Genomic DNA, 19,796 nt, shown 5'->3' with positions numbered 1-19,796 from the left:
GCTCGACACCGCCACGCGGGCACGCGAGGTCAACGATCCACCATCGGGATCGGACCTGCCGAATTCGACTCCGTTCGGTACCGCAATGGTCCGGCGGATGGGGCAACTGGTCCCAATGGACGCCGCGGGCGCCAATCGGGCGCAAGGAATCCCGTGTCCGACGGCACTACAGCACATCCCAGCGGGGTACCGACTGCCGATCCGCGTAAAACTACGCATATCGTGGGGCCGAGCGCGGACAACAATGGAAGCGACCGCCGCCCCGCCGAGGCCGATCCCGTCTTCCTGCGCATTAGGCAGGGAATAACCGCCGCATACATGAAATCCGAGAAAGTCTCGGAACTGCATCCAGTGAGCCGAAGACTGGCGCAGATGACCCGGCAGGATTTCGGGGAGGCCATCAAGCGGCTGAATTCCGTCGAGCGCGGACTCCTCGTCGAAGCGACGGAGCGGGCACGCAATAACCAAGAGATCACAACCCTACAAAACGGTGCCATCAAGAGGCTGGCCCGTTCGCTGCGGACAGTCCCCTTCGACAACACCCGGACCCTGACCGATCTCGAATACGTGGAACTCGAACTCGTCGCGGCGGATATGTCGCTCAGGGAGATCGGCGCAGCGCTCGGCTCGAAGGAAACAACGGTGCGGGCACACTTGGTTCGCATCCAGAAAGCGCTTGGCGTCCAAGACCGTTCGGCGGCGGTGGCGGTCGCCATCATCCGCGGCATCCTGCCGCGCACCGACCCCGGCATCGCAACGAAACGTGATTCCGCCCCCGACCTCCCGGAGCTGACCAGCCGGGAACGCGAGGTACTCGCTCTGCTCGCGGACGGGCTGACGAGCGGTGAAATAGCGGCAGCACTCGGCGGCCTAGCGGTAGACACCATCAATTCATATGTCGACCACATCGGCGACAAGCTCGGGGCGGACACCCGCGCCGGGATGGTGGCAGCGGGATTCTGGTCCGGTCTCCTTGGCCGCGAGACCAGCGGCGAACCGGACGTGCTCCCGAAGCTGAACGCACGCGAAGTCGAGGTACTCACCCACATCGCGCTCGGCAAGACCAGCGCGCAGATAGCGACCGATACCGGGCTGACCGAGAAGACCGTCGACTCGTATGCTTCTCGCGCCCGGCGCAAGCTCGGCGCGACCACCCGCGCGGGAGCGGTGGCAACGGGTATACAAACGGGCCTGCTCCCCGACACCAAACCGGTAGCCGACCCGACTCCCGGCATCGGCGTGCCCGAGCTGACCGAACGCGAACACGAAGTGCTCACCTTGATCGTCGCGGGCAAGACGAACGACGAGATCTCCGCGGCGCTCGAGCTGACCGCGCAGACCGTGAAGACGTATGTGTTCGAGATCAACAAGAAGATGGGCACTCATCATCGACCGGGACTGGTCGCGATGGCCCTGCGCACGGGGACCGTACCCATCGTGGAGCTCGGCGCGATCGGCGGCGGCGGAGGAGGCCGCACGACCGGCGGGCCGCCGCACGGCGCGGTGCAGGCCTTCTACGATTCCTACCCCATTGCGGGACTTGGTCTTTCCCCTGAGCGTCGACGCGGCAATGCCGCATCCCATGTGCCCGGCGATGTGCCGTTGTGGGCCATGGGATTCCATCGGGACCCCGAGACCGGGCAGGAGTCCGGCACTTCCGCGGAGTCGGCTACAGGTGCTCGAGCTCCGAGCGAAACCGACCGTGCGCGTGTGGATCTCGCGAGAGCGCTCGGGGTGGATCCGGAGGTATTGGGACTGCGAGGGACGCTGCTGCAGGTCATCGACCAGCTGCAAATGGAGTTGCGTCTCCTGGACGACGAGGACTGGCCTGGGATCCAGGCCGAGCGACTTCCCGGCTGGCTGGGACGTGCGCTGGACCGTGAGTACCGCGCTCAACGTGCGATGAGCGACGGTGCCACCGCTGAAGAACTCGCCCGGTTGGCCACGGACACAACCCAATTGGAAGCAGACCTGCCCGGGTTTCTCGGGCAGGAGCAACTGGCCCCCGGCTGGCGCGACGCGACCAGCGACGACCCGCTACACGAACTGCGCCGACTCGCCATGCGCGCAGACGCGCCGCAGGAGATAGTCGACCTCGTCGATGCCGCCGCGCGTTTTCTCGGCGTGGCCCCGCTGGTTGCGCAGGCGAGGCCGACGACGGACTCGCCGACCGCGGCGCGTGCGCGCGCGACTATTCGCGGATCCACTGAACGCCCCCCGCTCTTCAGCACGCAGGGCGGTGTGCCGCGCCTCGGATCCGCGGACTCATCGGCCCCTCCGGCTACCGAAGCCGAGCCGGCCGACCAACAGTCAGCGTCAGATCCGGCGGACACCTTCAACCAGCTGGTCACGCGCGCCCGAACACTGACTCCTCGCCAGCTCGAGATCCTGACGCTGGTCGCGAACGGTGAAACGAACGACGGAATCGCGCGTGCCCTTGAACGGTCCCCTGCGACAGTGAAAGCGCACCTGACCAATATCAGCCGCAAGCTCGGCACCGGCCGGCGCGAGGTAATGGCGGCGGTGGCCCTGGAGGCCGGACTTCTCCCGGTATCGGAACCCGTGACCAATGCCGATCCCGAGTATCCGGCAGGGTTCGACAGATTCCGAACTGCGCTGCGCGCAGCGCTGACGGCAAGCGCGCAACAGCCGGATGCGGAACAGATCCTCGCCGAGGCATCCCCGGAGCAGGTCGAAGATGCGGTCGTTGCGCTCAGCTCCCCACAGCGGAAGGCGTTGCGCTTGCTGCGGCAAGGAACGCCGACCACTTCGGTGGTCCGCAGCACGGCAATTCAGGCTGCCACCCGGCTGGTCACGACCATCGCCACCGCGCGTGAACAGCGGGAGGCGGTGTTGGAAAGGGCTTTGGCGGAAGCGAACCTCGAACAGTTGCGGGAGGCGCTCGGCCGGCTCACGCTGCTCCAGCAACGGGTCGTCGTGGGCCTATTCGAGCGCGGATCGTCACCTGCCGCCATGGCGTCGGCGTTGGGATACGACGACGAGTCCATCGTCACGCAATTGGCACAGGGTGCTGTTCGCCGGATCGCGAAACGTATCGCCATTCGACGCGGCGAATATCACGCAACCGCCGTCACAACGGTGACCGAACCTGCAGGTACGGCCGACGAGCCGGCGCTCACCGCCGAGCAAATGGACACGCTCATCGAAACCTCCCGCCGCGACGAACCCGAAGTACTGCACTGGTCCATCGAGCGAGCCCATCGCGAGGGCATTCTCGATGATGAGGAACTTCGGATCGCCCGGTTGATGTTCGAATCCGGGACGACCGTGCCCGAAGCCGCCGCCGCGACCGGCAATACCGAACAAAGCGTCAGGAATGTGGGTGTGGCGGCCCGAACGAAGCTCGCGAAACCACTGGCGGCACGGCTCGGTGTTCCCGACGCAACGCCGTATGAACAGGCCTTCCAGCGGGGGCAGCGCATGAGTGCGCAGGCAGCGCAGGCGCCTGCGGCCGGTGTGACGGACGTCGCGGCACAGGGACTGCTCGCGGCGGTCCTGCACTGGTTGAACGAGCGGTTCCCGACCGATTCTGTAGCCGCTCGAGACGGTTCGCCCGCGTCGGCTGCGCGCCGACCAGGTCACACTGCGCTATCCGACCGCGAGCTCGACGTCCTACGCCTGATCGCGGCTGGTCTGACCTATCGACAAGCATCGCAGCAACTGCACATGGCGGAGCCGACAGTCCGCACCCATATGCGCCGCATCCGTGGCAAATTCGGTGTAGCCGGACGCGCTGACCTCATAGCTGCGGCGCGGAACCAAGGCATCGAACTCGAACTCACCAGCAGCGGCGAGACCGACAACGATCCTGCATCCGGCCGTGTCCTCGACGACCACCGAATCGAAGGGATCGACGAATCCGCGACCGGTGCCGTGGCGACGACGGAAGATCCGGATCACAGCAATTCCCCCGATCCGTCGCCCTGGGAACACGCCGACACAGCTACCGCGGCGCATGGCGAGGGCAAGTCCGAAACCGAAGGCGCCGTCGGCGATACGGACAACGCGCGGGGCAGCGGCGGGGCGCATGGTTCTGGGAGCGGCACGGGTGACGACGACGACGGTCGAGCCGAACCGTCGCGGGATTTGAGCGCGCTGTCCAAGGAAGCATACGAGGCACTCGGCAAAGCGGGCGCCGAGCTGCGCGACCTCGGTTCGGTCGACCAGATCGCCGAACGGCTGATGCGGGATGGACTCCCCGGACAGACCGCGCTGGTGCTGGAGCGCATCGATGGTGTGGACCGCGCCAGAACACTGGTCTATGACGGCCGCAGAGTCGTCGAGGTGCGCGATCCGGATACCGACGACGGCATGATTCACGAATTCGTACCGGGGGCGAGCACTTCGGAGCAGACGCGTGCGCTGGTGTATTCGCCGGTGGAGGCGGCGGATCGGGTCGAGGCGGAAGAGGCCTTGGGCAGACTGCTCGGCCGACACGACTCCGACAGATTCCCCGAACACTTTACCGACGGCATGCCCGACCGGCCCACCCGCGCGGCGGCGGCACTGGACTTCGAACCGCCCCGGACCATCGATGGACCGTTGCAGAAAATCGAATGGTCGACCCTGGCGAAGCTGTATCCCACCGAGGTGTCGAGCGCGCGGGGAGCGCCGCAATCGGCCCGCGCCGAGGCACGTCAGGTGTGGAGCGACCGATACTTCGCCCGCGAACCTGTTCCCGCGTCCGAAACACCCGCCGAACACCTGGCTCGCCACGCCGATGACGCAATCGCCATGTACTCGAACACTTACCGCGCTGGTGAGAACGACGGTATTCATGGATGGGTGGATGAGGACGGTGTCCTCCTCTTCCAGATCAGCACTGCGCAGGGCACACCCTCGGGCCAACAGATGTTCCGAGACTTGATGGCCGAGATCGGATCCCACGTGCGCGCGATCCGTGCTCCATGGTCGGTGGGCGACAGTTTCTCCGACAATATCGACACCTTCAACGCCTACAGACAGGATCTGGGGCTTTCCCCCGAGGATGCCGCACGCCGGACGTTCACCGGCAAGATGGCAGGTGACATGGGGTTCACCGAGGTGACCGTCAATCACTTGATCGGCCCCGTCGGGGAACACCACATCGTCGTTGTGACGTTTTCCAAGCCCAACCACACCGGGCCGCGCGACAGCGGTGCGCCCACATCACCCGCGACCACCGATACCGGTGGCATGGAACCGACTGCCCGACAGGAGGACTCGGTTCCGGACCGGCGCAGCGAGGTTTCGAACGATCCATCCGAGACCGAAGGTCTGGGGAATCCCGACGCCACAAGTGTCGATCCCACATCCGCCTCTGACGACCGTCCGACCACGGTCCCCCCAGCACCCTGGCTCGGCTTCGCAAATGCCCCCGGTGTCGACCCTGGCATACAAGCGAATCCTCGAGGTGCCCAGTCGAATCCGCGGACTGTCACTTGGCCCGCAGTGCCGTTGGCGGCGGGTGGAGCCGCCGGTGGAGGCGGGGGCAATGGGAGTGGGTCCGGCTCGAGCGGGACCGGAACGGGCACGGCTGGACCGATCGTGGTGGACACGGTTGCCGGGGCCCTTGGTTCGGACCGCGCGACCGAAGAAGTCCAGGACAGGCTGCCGGGAAAGCAGGCCGAAACCACCGACAGCGAACCGAGAACCGCTGCGGACGAACCGGATTCGGGACAGCCCGACGACACCGCCGCAGGTGCGCCGAGCCAGCAGGCAGGTACCGACACCATCGAGCTGCCAGAGTCAACCGCAACCGGCTCCGCCAACAATGAGGTATCCGATTACGTCCTCAAATGCCTCCCCCAAGCCGCGCACGCCGCTTGGGCCGTCGGCTACGACGGCGCGAATCTCCCTGACGCAGACGCGGAAACCTGGCCAGAACTGCGAGCCAGTCTGCCCGGCGGCTTCACCACGGTTTTATTACCACCCAAAACCACCTCCAACACCTATCCCCTCACTTACCTTTTCGACGCCCTGGAAAATCCGAAGAACAAAATCAAAGCCATGGTCCTCGTCGTCGACGACGGCAGTGCGGCCCACGTCCTATTCGCTGTCTGCGTAGGCAATGGCGAAACCCTCATCTTCGACACCGACGTCCCCCAACCGTCCACCACCACTCGCCTCGACACCACCTCCGACGAAGAACACCGCGTCCTACAGATCCCCCGCGTGCGCACTCGCGACCAGTGGAAGCCGCACTTCACCGATATCAAAGACGCGTTCGTCCTCAACCTCGCAGAAGACGCCGCCGGCCTTCTCCACCCCATCACCCCACTACATATCAACGGCCCCACCGAGGAACAACAACAGCATCTAATTCATGGCCGACCCGGCAACAACGCCGAAGGACCGGACGAACCAGCGGAAGGCAACCGCACCCCCGGCGGGACTGCCGCTTCGTCGAATTCCAGCTTCCTGCAATGGATCCGCGGCAAGAACCGCCCCAAGACCACGGGCGGTTCCGCCCCTGCCGCCGCCGAGAACCAGCCCGCCACACAACAACCTACCGATCCGGCCTCCGACGAGCCGGCGTCTACACGAGAACTGCTCGTCGTCAACAAGCCATTCGCGCATTTGATACTGGGCAGCATTTATCTTCCAGGCGGACAGGTCGGTAACAGGATCGGCAGCATCGCCGCAACGAGTGCCCTGCCATACGCGCTGATGCATGCAGGACAATCGCCGAAGTTAGCCGCCACAGCGGGTGCCCTGGCATGGGGCACGAGGCTTCTCGACCTGCACGCAGGCCTCGTCACCGATCGCCACGACCGGAAAAAAGTGATGGTCTACGCGCAATCGATCGGTGCCGCAGCCGCAGCGACAGCCACCGGCTTGATCCTCTTCGACGCGCCCCATCTCGGACTGGGATTGACTGCGGCAAGTGTGCTCGAAGGTACTGCGGCGACCTACTACTTCCGCACATATCTAGCAGTTGTCGGAGACATGCTCACCAAGGGCCAGGCGCCATTAGGAAACGACTTCAAAGGTACCGCCGGGTCCGTAGCAGATATCACAGGTCAAGCACTAGGTCCCGGCTTGTTCGGCATCGCGCCCGCAGCGCCATTCGGCCTCAATACCCTCTCCTACTTGACGAATCTGCCAAACCTCTGGAAATTGCCCTTTCCCACCCAGACCTTCAACAAACCGCGCAACTTCCTCCGTGATCTTGGTGAAGCCGCACGGGTACTGTGGCGGGACAAATTTCTCCGTGAATTCACCGGGATCGCCACGATCAACAACGCCGCTTGGGCAATGATGGGATTCCGCACCACCACAGTGCTGGAAGCCTCCGACCTGCCGGGCTGGGCCGTCGGCGCGGTGATCGCCGCACCCGCGGTTGGTGGGATGATGGGCGGCATTCTGCGGAAGATGACCCGCAAGGTCGAGGCCAGTACCTTTTACCCAGTCGCACTCGCCAATATGGCCGGGTTCTTCGCGCTCCAGGCAGCGACCACCAACCCCGCTGTGATAGCGACCGCATCATTGCTGGACACGATGGTGATGACGGCCATGAACAGCCGGGTCGGCGCGTACGAGACAGTGGCCATCCCCTCGGAAATCCGAGGCCGAGTGGGGGGTGTAAAAGGCACGTTCCTGGGTTCGGGCCCCTCGGTCGGCCTGTGGGTGAGCAGCGCGCTTGTGGGCGGCGCCGCGGCGACCACACACAGTGGCGATGCTCTCGCCGCGCTGGCAGCGACCATCACCGCAATCACCGCCGCCGGTTACACCGCTCTTCTTCTTGTCCGGAAGGGCCGCGTCTTCGTCCGAATTGTCACACGAGGCCGTGGCTTGTTCGGAGGGCTGTCGCACAAGCCCCTGCCCCCAGCCACACCGGCCCAAGCGCATACCCAGAAACCAGCTGGCACTGGCCCGACCGAGCAAGCGACACCAAACACCCCAGACCCCACCGTCATCCGGAACTGTGCCATCCAAATCAGCCGCGTACACCGAGCACTCGGCGACGACGCCGGACCGGACCCCAACGACAAAGATCCCCGATGGGACGCCGAAGACAACTGGCGGATGATCGAAAAAACCCTCGGCGCCCAACTTCGCCCGATGAAAACCAAAGGCGCCGACCCCGTTGCCAAGGCCGTCGAAATGATCCGCGACAAGAGCAACGACATCGACAGGGTCGCCGTCACCGTCGACGAACATGTCCACTACGTCGTCGACGTCGAGGGCGAAATCCTCGTTTTCGACACCCTCATCGACGACCCCGACAACGACACCCTCCACGTACGCAACGTCAAGGGCGACAACAAATGGCAACCCTCGTACAGCACCTTCGAAAACAGCTTCTATGCCGCCTTCACCCACCGTGCGGGCACCACCGCACCCGCCCGCCGACAGTTGCCCGAACCCCTGCACATCAAACATCCACCCAAGCTCCAGGGTCGCCCCGACGCTCCGCAGGACCCAGCCGATCCCCATGAGTCCGCACAGTCGACATCCGATAACGCGCCGAGCGACCAGGCAATCGCGAACACCGCCGATGCCGAACCGAGAACCCCTGCGAACCAACCGGATTCGGAGCCACGTGCAGCCACCGATTCGGCCACCGGAAACTCCGAACCGCATCCGACCACACCTCGAGACACCGCGTCCAATGCCACGCCCGCACCCGAGGCCACCACTCCAGACGCTTTCACAGCGCCGGATACCGCAGGCATCGAAGACCAAACGGGCGAGGATTCGAACGAAACGCAGCTTCAGTCAGATCCGCTGCGTGATCAGTTCGCGGACCAGATATTCGAGCACGCATCGGCTGCGGTAGCGCAAGCAGTCGGCCGCGGCGATGTCGAGCTCGATCCGGATCAGCAGCAGCAACTGGCTCATGACATCACCGAGCAAACGCTGCTCATCGCTGGCGAAACCGGTACCACAATGGATATCGGTCAAGTACTCGCGATTGCCGATGCCAACACCCTGTTTCTGCTCGAGTACACCCGGCTCGGTCCGCCACCCCAGTCCACCGAGCCCCTCGAAGAGCGGTCGACGGACCGCGCGGACTTGCTGCTGGAATTATTCCCAGCGGACTTGTCCGCCGAAGAGCTGAGGCAGATCGCGCAAGGCATCGGCTGGCGCGACACCGTGAAAGAAGAGCCCGCGCCCGCCCAAAATCCGTTCCCGGCTGAGCTCTTCGGAGAACTTCGGCGTCGACATGGCGTAAATGTGGATCTGCCGCAGGCAATCGGCCTCGAAAAAATGGAGGCGATTACCGAAGACCTCGACTACCTACTGAGCATGCATTCCGGGGTAGCGCTTGGCAGACTATCCGTCGACCGACTCGGTCAGGGCGCGGTCGCACGCGCCACTCCGGTTCTCGAACAGGGGCGTCTGGTCACGCAGTCGATCGCATTGGATTTCGATTACGTCCTGAATGCGACAACCGAAGAGGTGCGGGACACCCTGGTACAGGTATTTGCCCACGCGGTGCTCTATGCCGGTAGGTGGCGCGCGGAGGCGTACGCTATGCGGGCGTTGTCGGAGCATCTGGGAGACGTGAGCGACGAAGAATTCACAGATTGGCTGAACCAGCAATTTCCGCATGCTTGCTACTACACGGACGATAACGAGACAAAGATAGGTCTGAATATTCGTGCGGCATTGCGGCGATCGTTCCTCGACTTCGAGAACAGCCAGCCGGACCTCACCGAGGGCATGCGCATTCTGCACGAACTCCTTGTCGGCTTCGCCCGAAAGTTGCACGGCTATGGGCTGAAAGAGGTCGATACCGAGTCATCGTCATTCAAGGCCAGACAGAAGCTCGCGGCCGACCTGGAGAACGACTTCGGTGTAGAATTCGTCGGAGTCGACATGCTGGATGTCGAGGATGCAACTTACGCCGAGTTGTTCGAGATATTTCGAAGTCTGCTCACCGAAAACCCCGGACTCCTTGTCACACCATTCGGTCGGGATCGCCCCAGAATCGGTATTATGGCGCGCACAGCCGAATCCAGTATGGCCTTTAGTTCCAGCGAACCGTTCGACGGCGCACTGCGTGCGACTGGGCTATTTCTCTCCGAGCGGTTCGCCATCAACCTACCGCTGCTGCGCAAATCGGTGGCGGCCGACATAGAAAGTGGAGATCTCGCCGGTGACCTCGATCATCCGATTCGCACCGTAATAACCCATGAGGGTGGTCACGGGCAGCATTTCCGCAGTGGCCTGGATGTGGATACCGAATTCCGGAAACTCATGGCCGAGCTGGTAAAACTGTTCGTGCAGATGAGTCGGTCGACCACTCTGGACGAATTCCCGAATTGGCTCGAGCGAGAGCTCAGCCGCAACAGCTTCGGCGAAGACCAGAAACCCGGCAATCTTATCGGCGAGGACAAGAAGGAAGCACTGCGCGAACTCTATGCCGAGATATACTCGGCGGTCACGTTGCGCGGGAAGTTGGCAACCGACGCCCAGAAAATGGCATACGCACGGTTGATGCGGGCGGTCCATGAGAACACCACGGTGCCGGCACCGACCACTTCCCCCGACAGCCGCCCCGCCGTCACCTACTCCGATGTAGCGGCAAGTTCGCACCGTGATGTATCGGCCGGCGGTTCGACGGCAAGCGAGTCCGATGCGCGTGCGATCGATCCCGCCGAGGCGGAGACCGACGTGTCCGCGCATTCCCCACGTTCGCTCGTCGTCGGGCTGGCGGCTCAGCTGTACAGCGCTCGAGCTGCCGAGCAGCCGAGTGAAACCGCTGGATACGACACCGTCCTCGATACCACCCCCGATCGGGCATCGCAGGCCGCCCATGCCACTGGCGATCGAGTCCCCTTGAGCACCAAGGACTTCCACGCGCTGCCGGAAGACGTAATGTCGGAGTACCTACGCTTGGCCGAGCTCGCACTGCCGGTCGTCCTCGACGCGTTGAGTTCGGGCAGCGATATCTCGAGTGACGAATTCGTCGAGCACCTCAGCAGCAGGATCCACAACGGGCGGCTGCAACGACATTGGCGTACCGCCACTCCGGAGCAGCGGTTGCCGTATGACGATCCCGGCTACTCCGAGGTGCTGCGCGAACAGCATCGCAATCTCGCGCGCGCGGTCCGCGATTTCGTGGTGTCGGCAAGTGCCATCGATCGTTCCGTACCGGATCCGTTCGCGTCCTGTGCGACTGGCGCGGAGGTCGCCGCGGAGATGTGGCGCAGACATGCGGTCCGCATGTTCGGGTTCGACTTGCCCGGCGTATCGGTGGAAGTCGTTCGTGAGTTCGCCAGGGCGATTCACGTGCTGTTGACGAAGTATCCGTACGTCCAACTACACCAGATAGGGATCGGACCTGTCTCGGGTGACCGACCGTTCATCGCGGCCGACCAGGTCGAAGGGTCCGATACCAGGTACCCGTTCACGCGGTCGATTACATTGGCCGATGCCTTCGCCACCGACCCGGAGTTCTGGGCTCCGACATGGACCGGGATGGTGCAGGCCGGGCGAGCCGTGGGTCCTCTCGATCAGGCGATCTATGGCTTGGTCCTGGGTGTGTTCGGTTACTCACTGAATAACACAGGTGGGGGGAATGCGGCCTATTACGCCGCGACGAAGCTCGCTGAGCATCATGAGCGCAGTCACGAGGGGCCGACGCGCTGGTCTCCGGATGCGATGTACGCCTGGCGGAAAGGCGAGTTCCGCACCTATGGAAAGGATCGCGATGGGCGATTCGCCCCGGCTCCGGCATTGGGCGGAGCGTTCGCGGCTGTGGAGCACGACCCAACCAGCGCCTCGACCGGAGAACAGATCCTGCACGACCTGTTGACCAGCAGCGCCATGAAGAAAGCCGCGCACTACCGCCGACAGCGGGAACTGGCCGCGGAATACCGTCCGGTGACACCGGCGGAGCAGCGGGCCAAACTGGCCAAGATCACGGAAATGCGTGCCGACCATGGTTTCCGCATGATCGATTTCGACAATCCGGGCATCACCTTGGATACCGTCGGTCAAATCGCCGAAGCCGTACACCACATGCGCACCGAGTTCCTGGTGCTCACCGAATTGTGGGAGTTCAAGAGCGCTCCCGGGAATATCGACTCATACGCCTTCGAGTCCCTCGACGGTATCGAATTCAACGAATTGTGGCTTACCGCGCCGACGCGAATGCGCGCCGACGCAATAAGGCAAGCGGCTGCCGGACGGCTGCGCTATGACCCCGATCGCGCGTACTTGTGCCTTGCCATCCACGAATTGACGCATCGGCTGCGCAGGCTGGTGTCGAGCAACGGGTCGGATACGTACTCCGTGGTGCAGCGCTACTTCGAAACGACCTACGGCTCGAAGGACATCGGCAGGCTCAGGGCATGGATGGCGCGGCAATTCAGCTCGTACGGCATCCGCCGAGCGGACGGGGCTCTCGATTCGGCGGAGGCCGAGGCGGAGTCGATGGTGGCCGCCGAGGTCGCCACCCTGACGCCGACCGAGGGTGAGCTGGTAGTACACGACCATCTCACCGCACTCGCCACCGCCGAGGCCGAACGGCGTGGCCTCACCCCGCCCCCGGCGAGCACGGATATGCCGGATTGGACGCCACCTCCCCATGTCGAATACGAAGTTCGGCCACCGAATAACCCATCGTTCTACCAGCCGGAGGCGATCGCGGGCGAGGCGAGGCGCAAGATACGACGGCCGACCGTCAGGGGTGGGCTGTTCTACGGCCAGGACGGCAAGAAGTACACCACCAACGGAATGGAATACTTCCTGATCGGCGCCGACCCGGAGGATATCCGTACGGTCAACTACGCCGAGATCCGCGACATCATGTCGCAGCTGTTCGCAGCGCACGCGGTGCTGTACAGCACGTATTCGAATCCTGCTGATGGGCCGATCGTCTTCGGCTACTGGCGGATCACTAACGGCGTGCTGACGGAGTCGAGTCCAGCTTTCAGCGGAACGTTCCTGAGAGGCGAGCAGGATGAAGGCGTTCAGCTCAAATTCTCTACGCAATATCGGAAATGGCTGACTACGCACCAGATCGATCCGTCGTCGATCAAGATCGAGGGCGGCACCCTGGAAGGCGAGCTGTGGCGCCCCTTGGGTGTCGGGCCCGTGCCGTCTGTCCGTGAATTGCTCGACCGAGACGGGTTACATGCCGCGACTGTGTTCGGCAGTAGCGGCAATGGATTCTGGGTGACCGTCGGCACCGTGCAGTCGACTTCGGCCCAGCTATCGATCCCATTGACAATCAACCTCTTGGACGGTGGAAGCGGAACGTTCACGCTGGACGTCACCGAAACCACCGCCCAGGTTTCGGATTCTGATCTGACACACGGACCAGACGCGACAGCACTCGCGGCCGCCTTCGATACCCTGCACACCCATCTCATCGCTCCGTGGCTGGCCGCATCGGGCGTCGCGTTCTCCGCTCCGTCGGTAACACGGAATTCCGATTCGCAGCCGGCACCCCAGCCCGGTACTGCAACCGACACGATCTCCGCGACAACCGATGCGGACGAACCGAATTCGGCACGCAGCGATGCCGCGTCGGATCGCCGCGAAACCACGGCACACCCCGATCCCACCCGGATAAGCCAGCCGCCCGATGTGGCGGAGGCACTCGATCTGCCCGCACAGCGCGCGCGGGACGTTGCCGGCGCGCCGATCCCGAGGCAGCGCGACATCGCCGCCCCGTGGCTCGGATTCGCCAACGCCCCGGGGGTCGGCCCAGACGCACGGGCGAATCCCGAAGGCGCACAGCCGAATCCACGTCCTGATGATTCGGCGCCCGCGCCCGAACATCCCGTATCCGATGTTCGGACATCGCCGGAAACCGCGGTCGTCGAATACCACGCCGGCGACAGTGCCGACGATGTGCAGGAGCAACTCGAGGAGTCGGTCAACGAGCTTGTCGACCAATTGATGGTGGACGGGTCGGCACAGGCAGCAGAGGCAGGACGGATGCTGGCGGGCCGGGTGGTCAACGCCATTTTCACCGACCCGATGGTCAGCAGCGCGCAGCTCTCGGTGCGGGTCGTAGATCGGCCGGGGGGCCAAGCGCTCCGGGTCGCGATGGCAGACAACCGGGGTCGGCGCGTGGCCGGCTATGTGGCCATGGTCGAGCAGCCGATGGCCGCGGATATCCGGATCGAGCGGACCCTGGATGTGCAGCGCGGGGACGGGGATGTGGATCTGGCGACTCGGGTCGCCCCGATTCTGTCGGAGTGGCTCGACTACGAGGTGGCCGAGCTGGTCTGGGGAGCACTCGACCAGCTCACTCGCGCCGCGGGCGGGGGTGGTTGGTGCGTCCTCCACACCGTCCAGACCGAGGACGGGGCCGACACCCTATCGATCGCGTACGGACAAGATCCCGATCGACGTGAGAACGGGTTGACGCTGGCCGCCGATCGTTCCGCCGATGCGACGGGACGTGTGGTGCGGATCGCGATCGCAATCGATCCGGAGCAACCGGTCACCACCGTGGTGCAGGCAGTTGTCGACGAGTTGACGGTGGCCTCGCCGCCGAATCAACGGCGGCTGATGGCGGCTACGGCCGAACAGATGCTGCTGGAAGCTCGCCCAGCCGACGATCGGCATCTCACGGGTTGGTTCCATATCGAGCTTTCCGGCGAGTCCGGCGATCGGCTCATAGAGTTCCGTGTGTTCGACGGTCGGACCCTGCTATCGACACAGGCGCTTCGCCAGCGATCGCGACCGGATACCGCGGAGCTGATGATACAAGTGCTTCCCGCGAACGCCTGGTCGGAAGAGCAGCTGGAGACCGCGACATTATTGGTCGACGAACTGGTGGATACCGTCCTGAACCACCCGGAGGCACTCGGGGCGCTGGTGGTGACCGGGCTTGCGGCGAACGATGGTGCGGCGCTCGGCCTCGAAGTGCAGGTACGCGGCGCGGGCGCCGCGCGGCTGAGCATGGTCCCGGATTATGCCGATCGACACGGCGTCGAGTACCGCCCAGACGGCTACATCGCCTGGGCCGTTCTCGGTAACGGCACCCCGGATGCGGCGAACCTTGTTGCCGCACTTGCCGATCGCGACAACCAGGCGCGCAATCCGGGTGTGCGCCTTGCGGTTGTGCCGCTCGGCCTTTCCACAGTCGACCTCGACCTGCCGGCGACCGAGGCCGAAGATCCGCCGTGGAGTGCCGCGGCGGTCGGCACCCAGCCGGACGACGACAACCTCGAACAAGACCTCGCCGTCCTGCGCGCGAACGTTCCGCCGACGCAGCTGACCCTGATGCTGCCGACGGGAGATCCCGACGCGGCGGACCGCACCGGGGCCGCGATCGCCGAGATGGCGCCGCCCACGTGGCCGGATACGGTGCGAACCGCGGCGGCCGACACGGTCGGTGCGGTACTCGCCGATGTGCTCGCTCGCGCCACCGAATCGGAGGCCGAGGTGCATATCGAGCGGTGGCAAGGAGGGCTGCGAGTCACCGTCACCCACCGCGGCGACCCCGAAATGCCGCCGGAGCTGGTGCGAAATCTGGATCTCGGCGCCACGGCGTGGCAAGCGGTGCTATGGCCGGACCTTCGACGCGTTGTACTCGAATTCCGGCGAATCGACGACAGGGTGAGCATGCTCGCCCGCGATTCGGTCGCGCCGACCAACGGTGACCCCGATCCGAATTCCGAAGCACTCGAGATCACTACGGACCGGTCATCCGTTCGAAGGGCCAGGCGGACCGTTGGCGATCTGCTCCGCAGCTCCGACCGCGCCGGGGGCCGTGACATCGCCGAGGCCATGAACCTCGTGGAAACGCTGACGCGCGGGGTGACCCACCACAGCGCGGCATTGACGGCGCTGCTGTCACCATCCGGCTTGTTGACTCTGAATCTTGTCGAGGAGACCACTGGGCGCCGCTGGGGCGCGGTACTTCGGCCGGCAGGTCCGACCGAAACCAGCCTGGACGTCTACCACGATGACGACGCTGACACCGTCGCCGCCAATGCCTGGCAGATAGCCGAGCGCGAGATGATGCGCCATGGCTGGACCGATGCGCAGCAGCTTGCCGCCGCAGAAGTAGTGGTGTCGCGACGAGTCTCGGAATACAGCCGCGCGGTCCGTGCGCGGTGGTGGCAGTTGTACGTGTCCGTATCCGGTACACCGGAAAACAAGGTCCTTGCGTTCAAAGCGAAAGAAGACCCGGGAGTTGCCCATTACCTTCCATTGGTCGAGCTGTTCCAGCGGACCGCGACCGAACCGAATTCCACTGCGGCCGTAAGCTTCTACGGCAACCCGTGGTTGGCCGATCTGCACTGGGCGGCCGGGGACGAGACGGGTGTGCACGACCCGCTCTTCGGTGGGACCGACACGTACGCGCAGGCGGAATATTTGTTCGCCGCCGGTACAGATGTGGAGGCACTCGGTCGGGCCACCCATTTGATCAGGGGCGTGTTCGCAAAGGTGCCTGACGAAGCCTTGGCACCCGAGGCACCGCAGGAAGCGGTGGCCCAGACCATCGAACTCGTGAACAACCTGGTGCTGGACGCGGACGCGCCCACCTTGTTGACCGCGGCCATCGTCATGACACCACAAGGCTTGGAATTCCGTGCCGCAGTGGCGAATCGGAACCCGGCGAACGGCGCGGACCAGCCGGGGGGGTGGCAAGTGCACAACCTCGTCCGCCCGGGACGCGCGAGCAGAGCGGGGGCGATGCCGCTGGGACAGGTGACAGTCACCTGGGCCGCGATGCCGTTGCCGGCGGGTGGAGGCGCTGGCGGAGGTAACGGGACCGGTTCCGGCTCCAACGGGCCGGGAACGGGCACCGCTGGGCCGGTAGCCATGATCGACACCATCGCCGAAGTCCTCGGCGAGGACGTCGGTACCGAAGGAGTCGAGGACGAGCCGACCTCCACGCCGCCGCGTCGCGATGCCGCCGCGGTCGTCGCCGATGCGAACGAGCTGCTGAGCGACTACCCGGAAACCGACTCCACCGACCCCGAGTCAGCGCACACCGCAACGGATTCCGGCGATCCCACGCCTGCTTCCGCTGCGCCCGCAGCGGAAAACAGCCGGGTGTACCACCGGCTTATGGCCGCCCTCGGTAACCCACTGATCGCACGCAACCTCGCTACCAGGGTCCACGCTCGTGCCGCCACTGAACGAGCACCGGGGGAAACCGAGACCGCCACGGAACGACTGTTCGCGATCGCCGAGGACGTCCTCGCGGAACATCGGGCTGCCATGGCACAGCTCGAAGCCCTGAGTAATCGCCCCACTCGCGGTGGCCAACAGGACCCCGACCCCTTCGTCTTCTTCCACAACCTCCCCGGCAACCAACAACCCGCCCCCGAAAACCCGGACGAAGCGTCAGCACCCGATACCCAGCACTACTCCGCACCTGCGGCCAACAACGAAAACTCCACGGGCACAGGCAGTTCCACCGCTGCTGCGGCCGGGTACCAAGCCACCACGCCACCGCAGGCATCCGCGGCGAATTCCGAGCAGCACAACACGACCGAGCAGGTACCGGAGTCACCGAACACTCAGGCGCCGTCTCCCACGGCGAATAAGTCCGGTGCCGATCCGACCGGATCCGAGGAATACAGCAAAACAGAAGCACCAGAAAATACCGAAAAAGACAAGAAGAGCGAATCACTACTGCACCTCGTTCGCACCGACTCCGTCCTAGGCATACGCCTCGGCGCCGAGTTCCTCAACTCGGCGGGCTTCGAGATCATGCAAACGATGACCTCCCTGTATTTGATGGAAGAAGCCGGACCGGGAGTGGCGGGAGCCGTCGTCTGGGTTGTCCAGGTGCCATATATCGGTGGCGCACTGCTCGCGGGACATATGGCCGACCACTATTCAGCCAAGAAGCTGGTGTTGGTCGGCAATGGCTTGGCAGCGTTTTCAGGACTGACAGCAGCGGGTGTACTCGCGGCTGGAACATCACATGCTGTTCCCGTACTTATCGTAGCAACAATGGCCGAAGCGATCGGCACGGTAATATCCAGCGCTGCTGCCGGCCGCGCATTCCAGGAGATGGTAGGCAAGGCGCAAGGAGCGCTGACTCAATTCAACAATTTCAAAATGAATGCCACCCGGGTTCTGGGAAAGGGGTTCGGGCCGTGGGTGGCGAGTGTTCCGTGGTTGGCTCCGTTCATAGATACCGGCACGAACATCGTGAACATTGCGTCTTTGGCACGGTTGCCGGAAATATCGACAGCAAAGAAGCAGAAGGTGGGCAAGTCGATCACTGAGGGCGTGCGTGCCATCCAGGACCACCCCCTGCGGCGACGTGTCAACAACAACAACGCCCTCACCAATTTCTACCTGGGAATGCAAGGGATCGACTTCACATGGCTAGTTGCCCACTACGGCCTCAACGATTTCCAGCAAGGGGCGGCGCTGCTGATCACTCCGCTCGGCGGGGTGATCGGAAGCCTGATACCCAGAAAGTGGTTGGAAAAATTCTCTATCGATACGCTGCTCACCGCCAGAACAATGGGCCTGGCGGTGACCGCCGTCGTGGAGGCAAACGCGCCGAACATCTGGGTAGCCTCGGCAGGATTCGCGGCTACATGGGCCGTGCTCGGTGTGGGTGGGATACCCGTGCGCACCTACATGGCCAATACGATTCCGTCCGAAATCCGGGGACGGACAACCGCCTTCCAAAACATAACGACCCGAAGTGCACTCGCCGTGGGCGGAGGGATCACCGGCCTCTCACTCGGGCTATTGGGACACCCGTCGACCGCCACAGGCATCGCGGCGGCGTTAGGCACCCTCGCGGGCTGGTCTCTCCAGCGGCTCTTCAAAGCTCGGAAGCTGTTGGACTGCATCAACCAAACATCTCGAGCAACCTGGGCGCTCGGCCTCGATACCGGTATCAAACCCAGATGGTGGCAAAAGAGCCCCGAGCACCTCCAAAGAGCCATCGGAACCCAACTCGTCGAAATCGAGTTCGACCCCGCCACCGAGAACCCTGTCACCCAGACCATCGTCGACGTCCAAAACCTGAAGGACGGAGCAGACACCGCTGTCCTCCTCTTGGACGACGGCAAGAAGATGCACGCGTTGACCATCACCAACACCGACAACAAGCCCGGCGGCAACATCGTCATCTTCGATACCAACATCAAAGACCCCGAAGACCCCCACACCGACCCCAACGACCCCGACCGCATCCCCCGCGTCCGCACCCTCGACAACTGGAAGCAGCCTGACGCCGACATCAAAGAAGCCTTCGTCGCCTTCCTCACCGCCGACGACGAAGACAACCTCACCAACCTCTACCCGTATCAGCCCGGCCTGAAAACCCCGCGCAAGGACGGCAAAGTCAAGGGCCCCTTACAGGACACCCCCGACGAGCCGGGCGCAAAAGTCCTCGCGGCGCGCAAGAGCCTCCCAGTTCGCTTCCTCGACGGACAGTACGGCCGCGACCTGACAACCTACATGCGCTCGGTAGAGTATCGCTTGCCGCTGCGCTGGCGGAAGCGGCGTCGGGGCGACCCGCCCGCGTTCAACGCCAATTTCCTGCGGACCGACGGTAATTACACTGGGTTCCAAAGCGGCGCGCCCGGCGTCAGCCCGCTGGCCCCCAGCACCCGTATTGCGCCGAAAACCGCTGCGGACCGACCGAATTCGGAGCAACGCGGAGGCGCCGAAAACGTCTCGATCGGTGACAGCACCGGAGCGAACCCGCCCGGCGCCCGCGAACGCCTCGCGGCACAGCTGGAGCAGGCTCGCGCTCGCCTCGCCCACCTTGCCGAGCGGTACAGCATCGATCCGACACACTTGACACCGGGTTCCGAGGTGCTGCGGGCTCTGCGCGCCAATTCCACTCAGGCGCAAGCGATTCTGGCTCCGCGGCTGGACGACGACAGGCGCGC

General features: G+C 64.2%; 1 protein-coding gene (only partly in view). It reads left to right on the top strand.

This entire window lies inside a single protein-coding gene on the top strand: locus ACQPYR_RS12705, encoding an MFS transporter. The 56,199-nt coding sequence extends 9,450 nt beyond the window's left edge and 26,953 nt beyond its right edge, so the window shows coding positions 9,451–29,246, spanning codon 3,151 (complete) through codon 9,749 (partial); the first complete codon in view begins at position 1. Both the start codon and the stop codon lie outside the window.

It is taken from the genome of Nocardia sp. CA-120079 (assembly GCF_050955745.1).
Lineage (GTDB): Bacteria > Actinomycetota > Actinomycetes > Mycobacteriales > Mycobacteriaceae > Nocardia.
The sequence above is the reverse complement of the archived record's forward strand: the minus strand, read 5'-3'. Positions and strand labels throughout refer to the sequence as shown.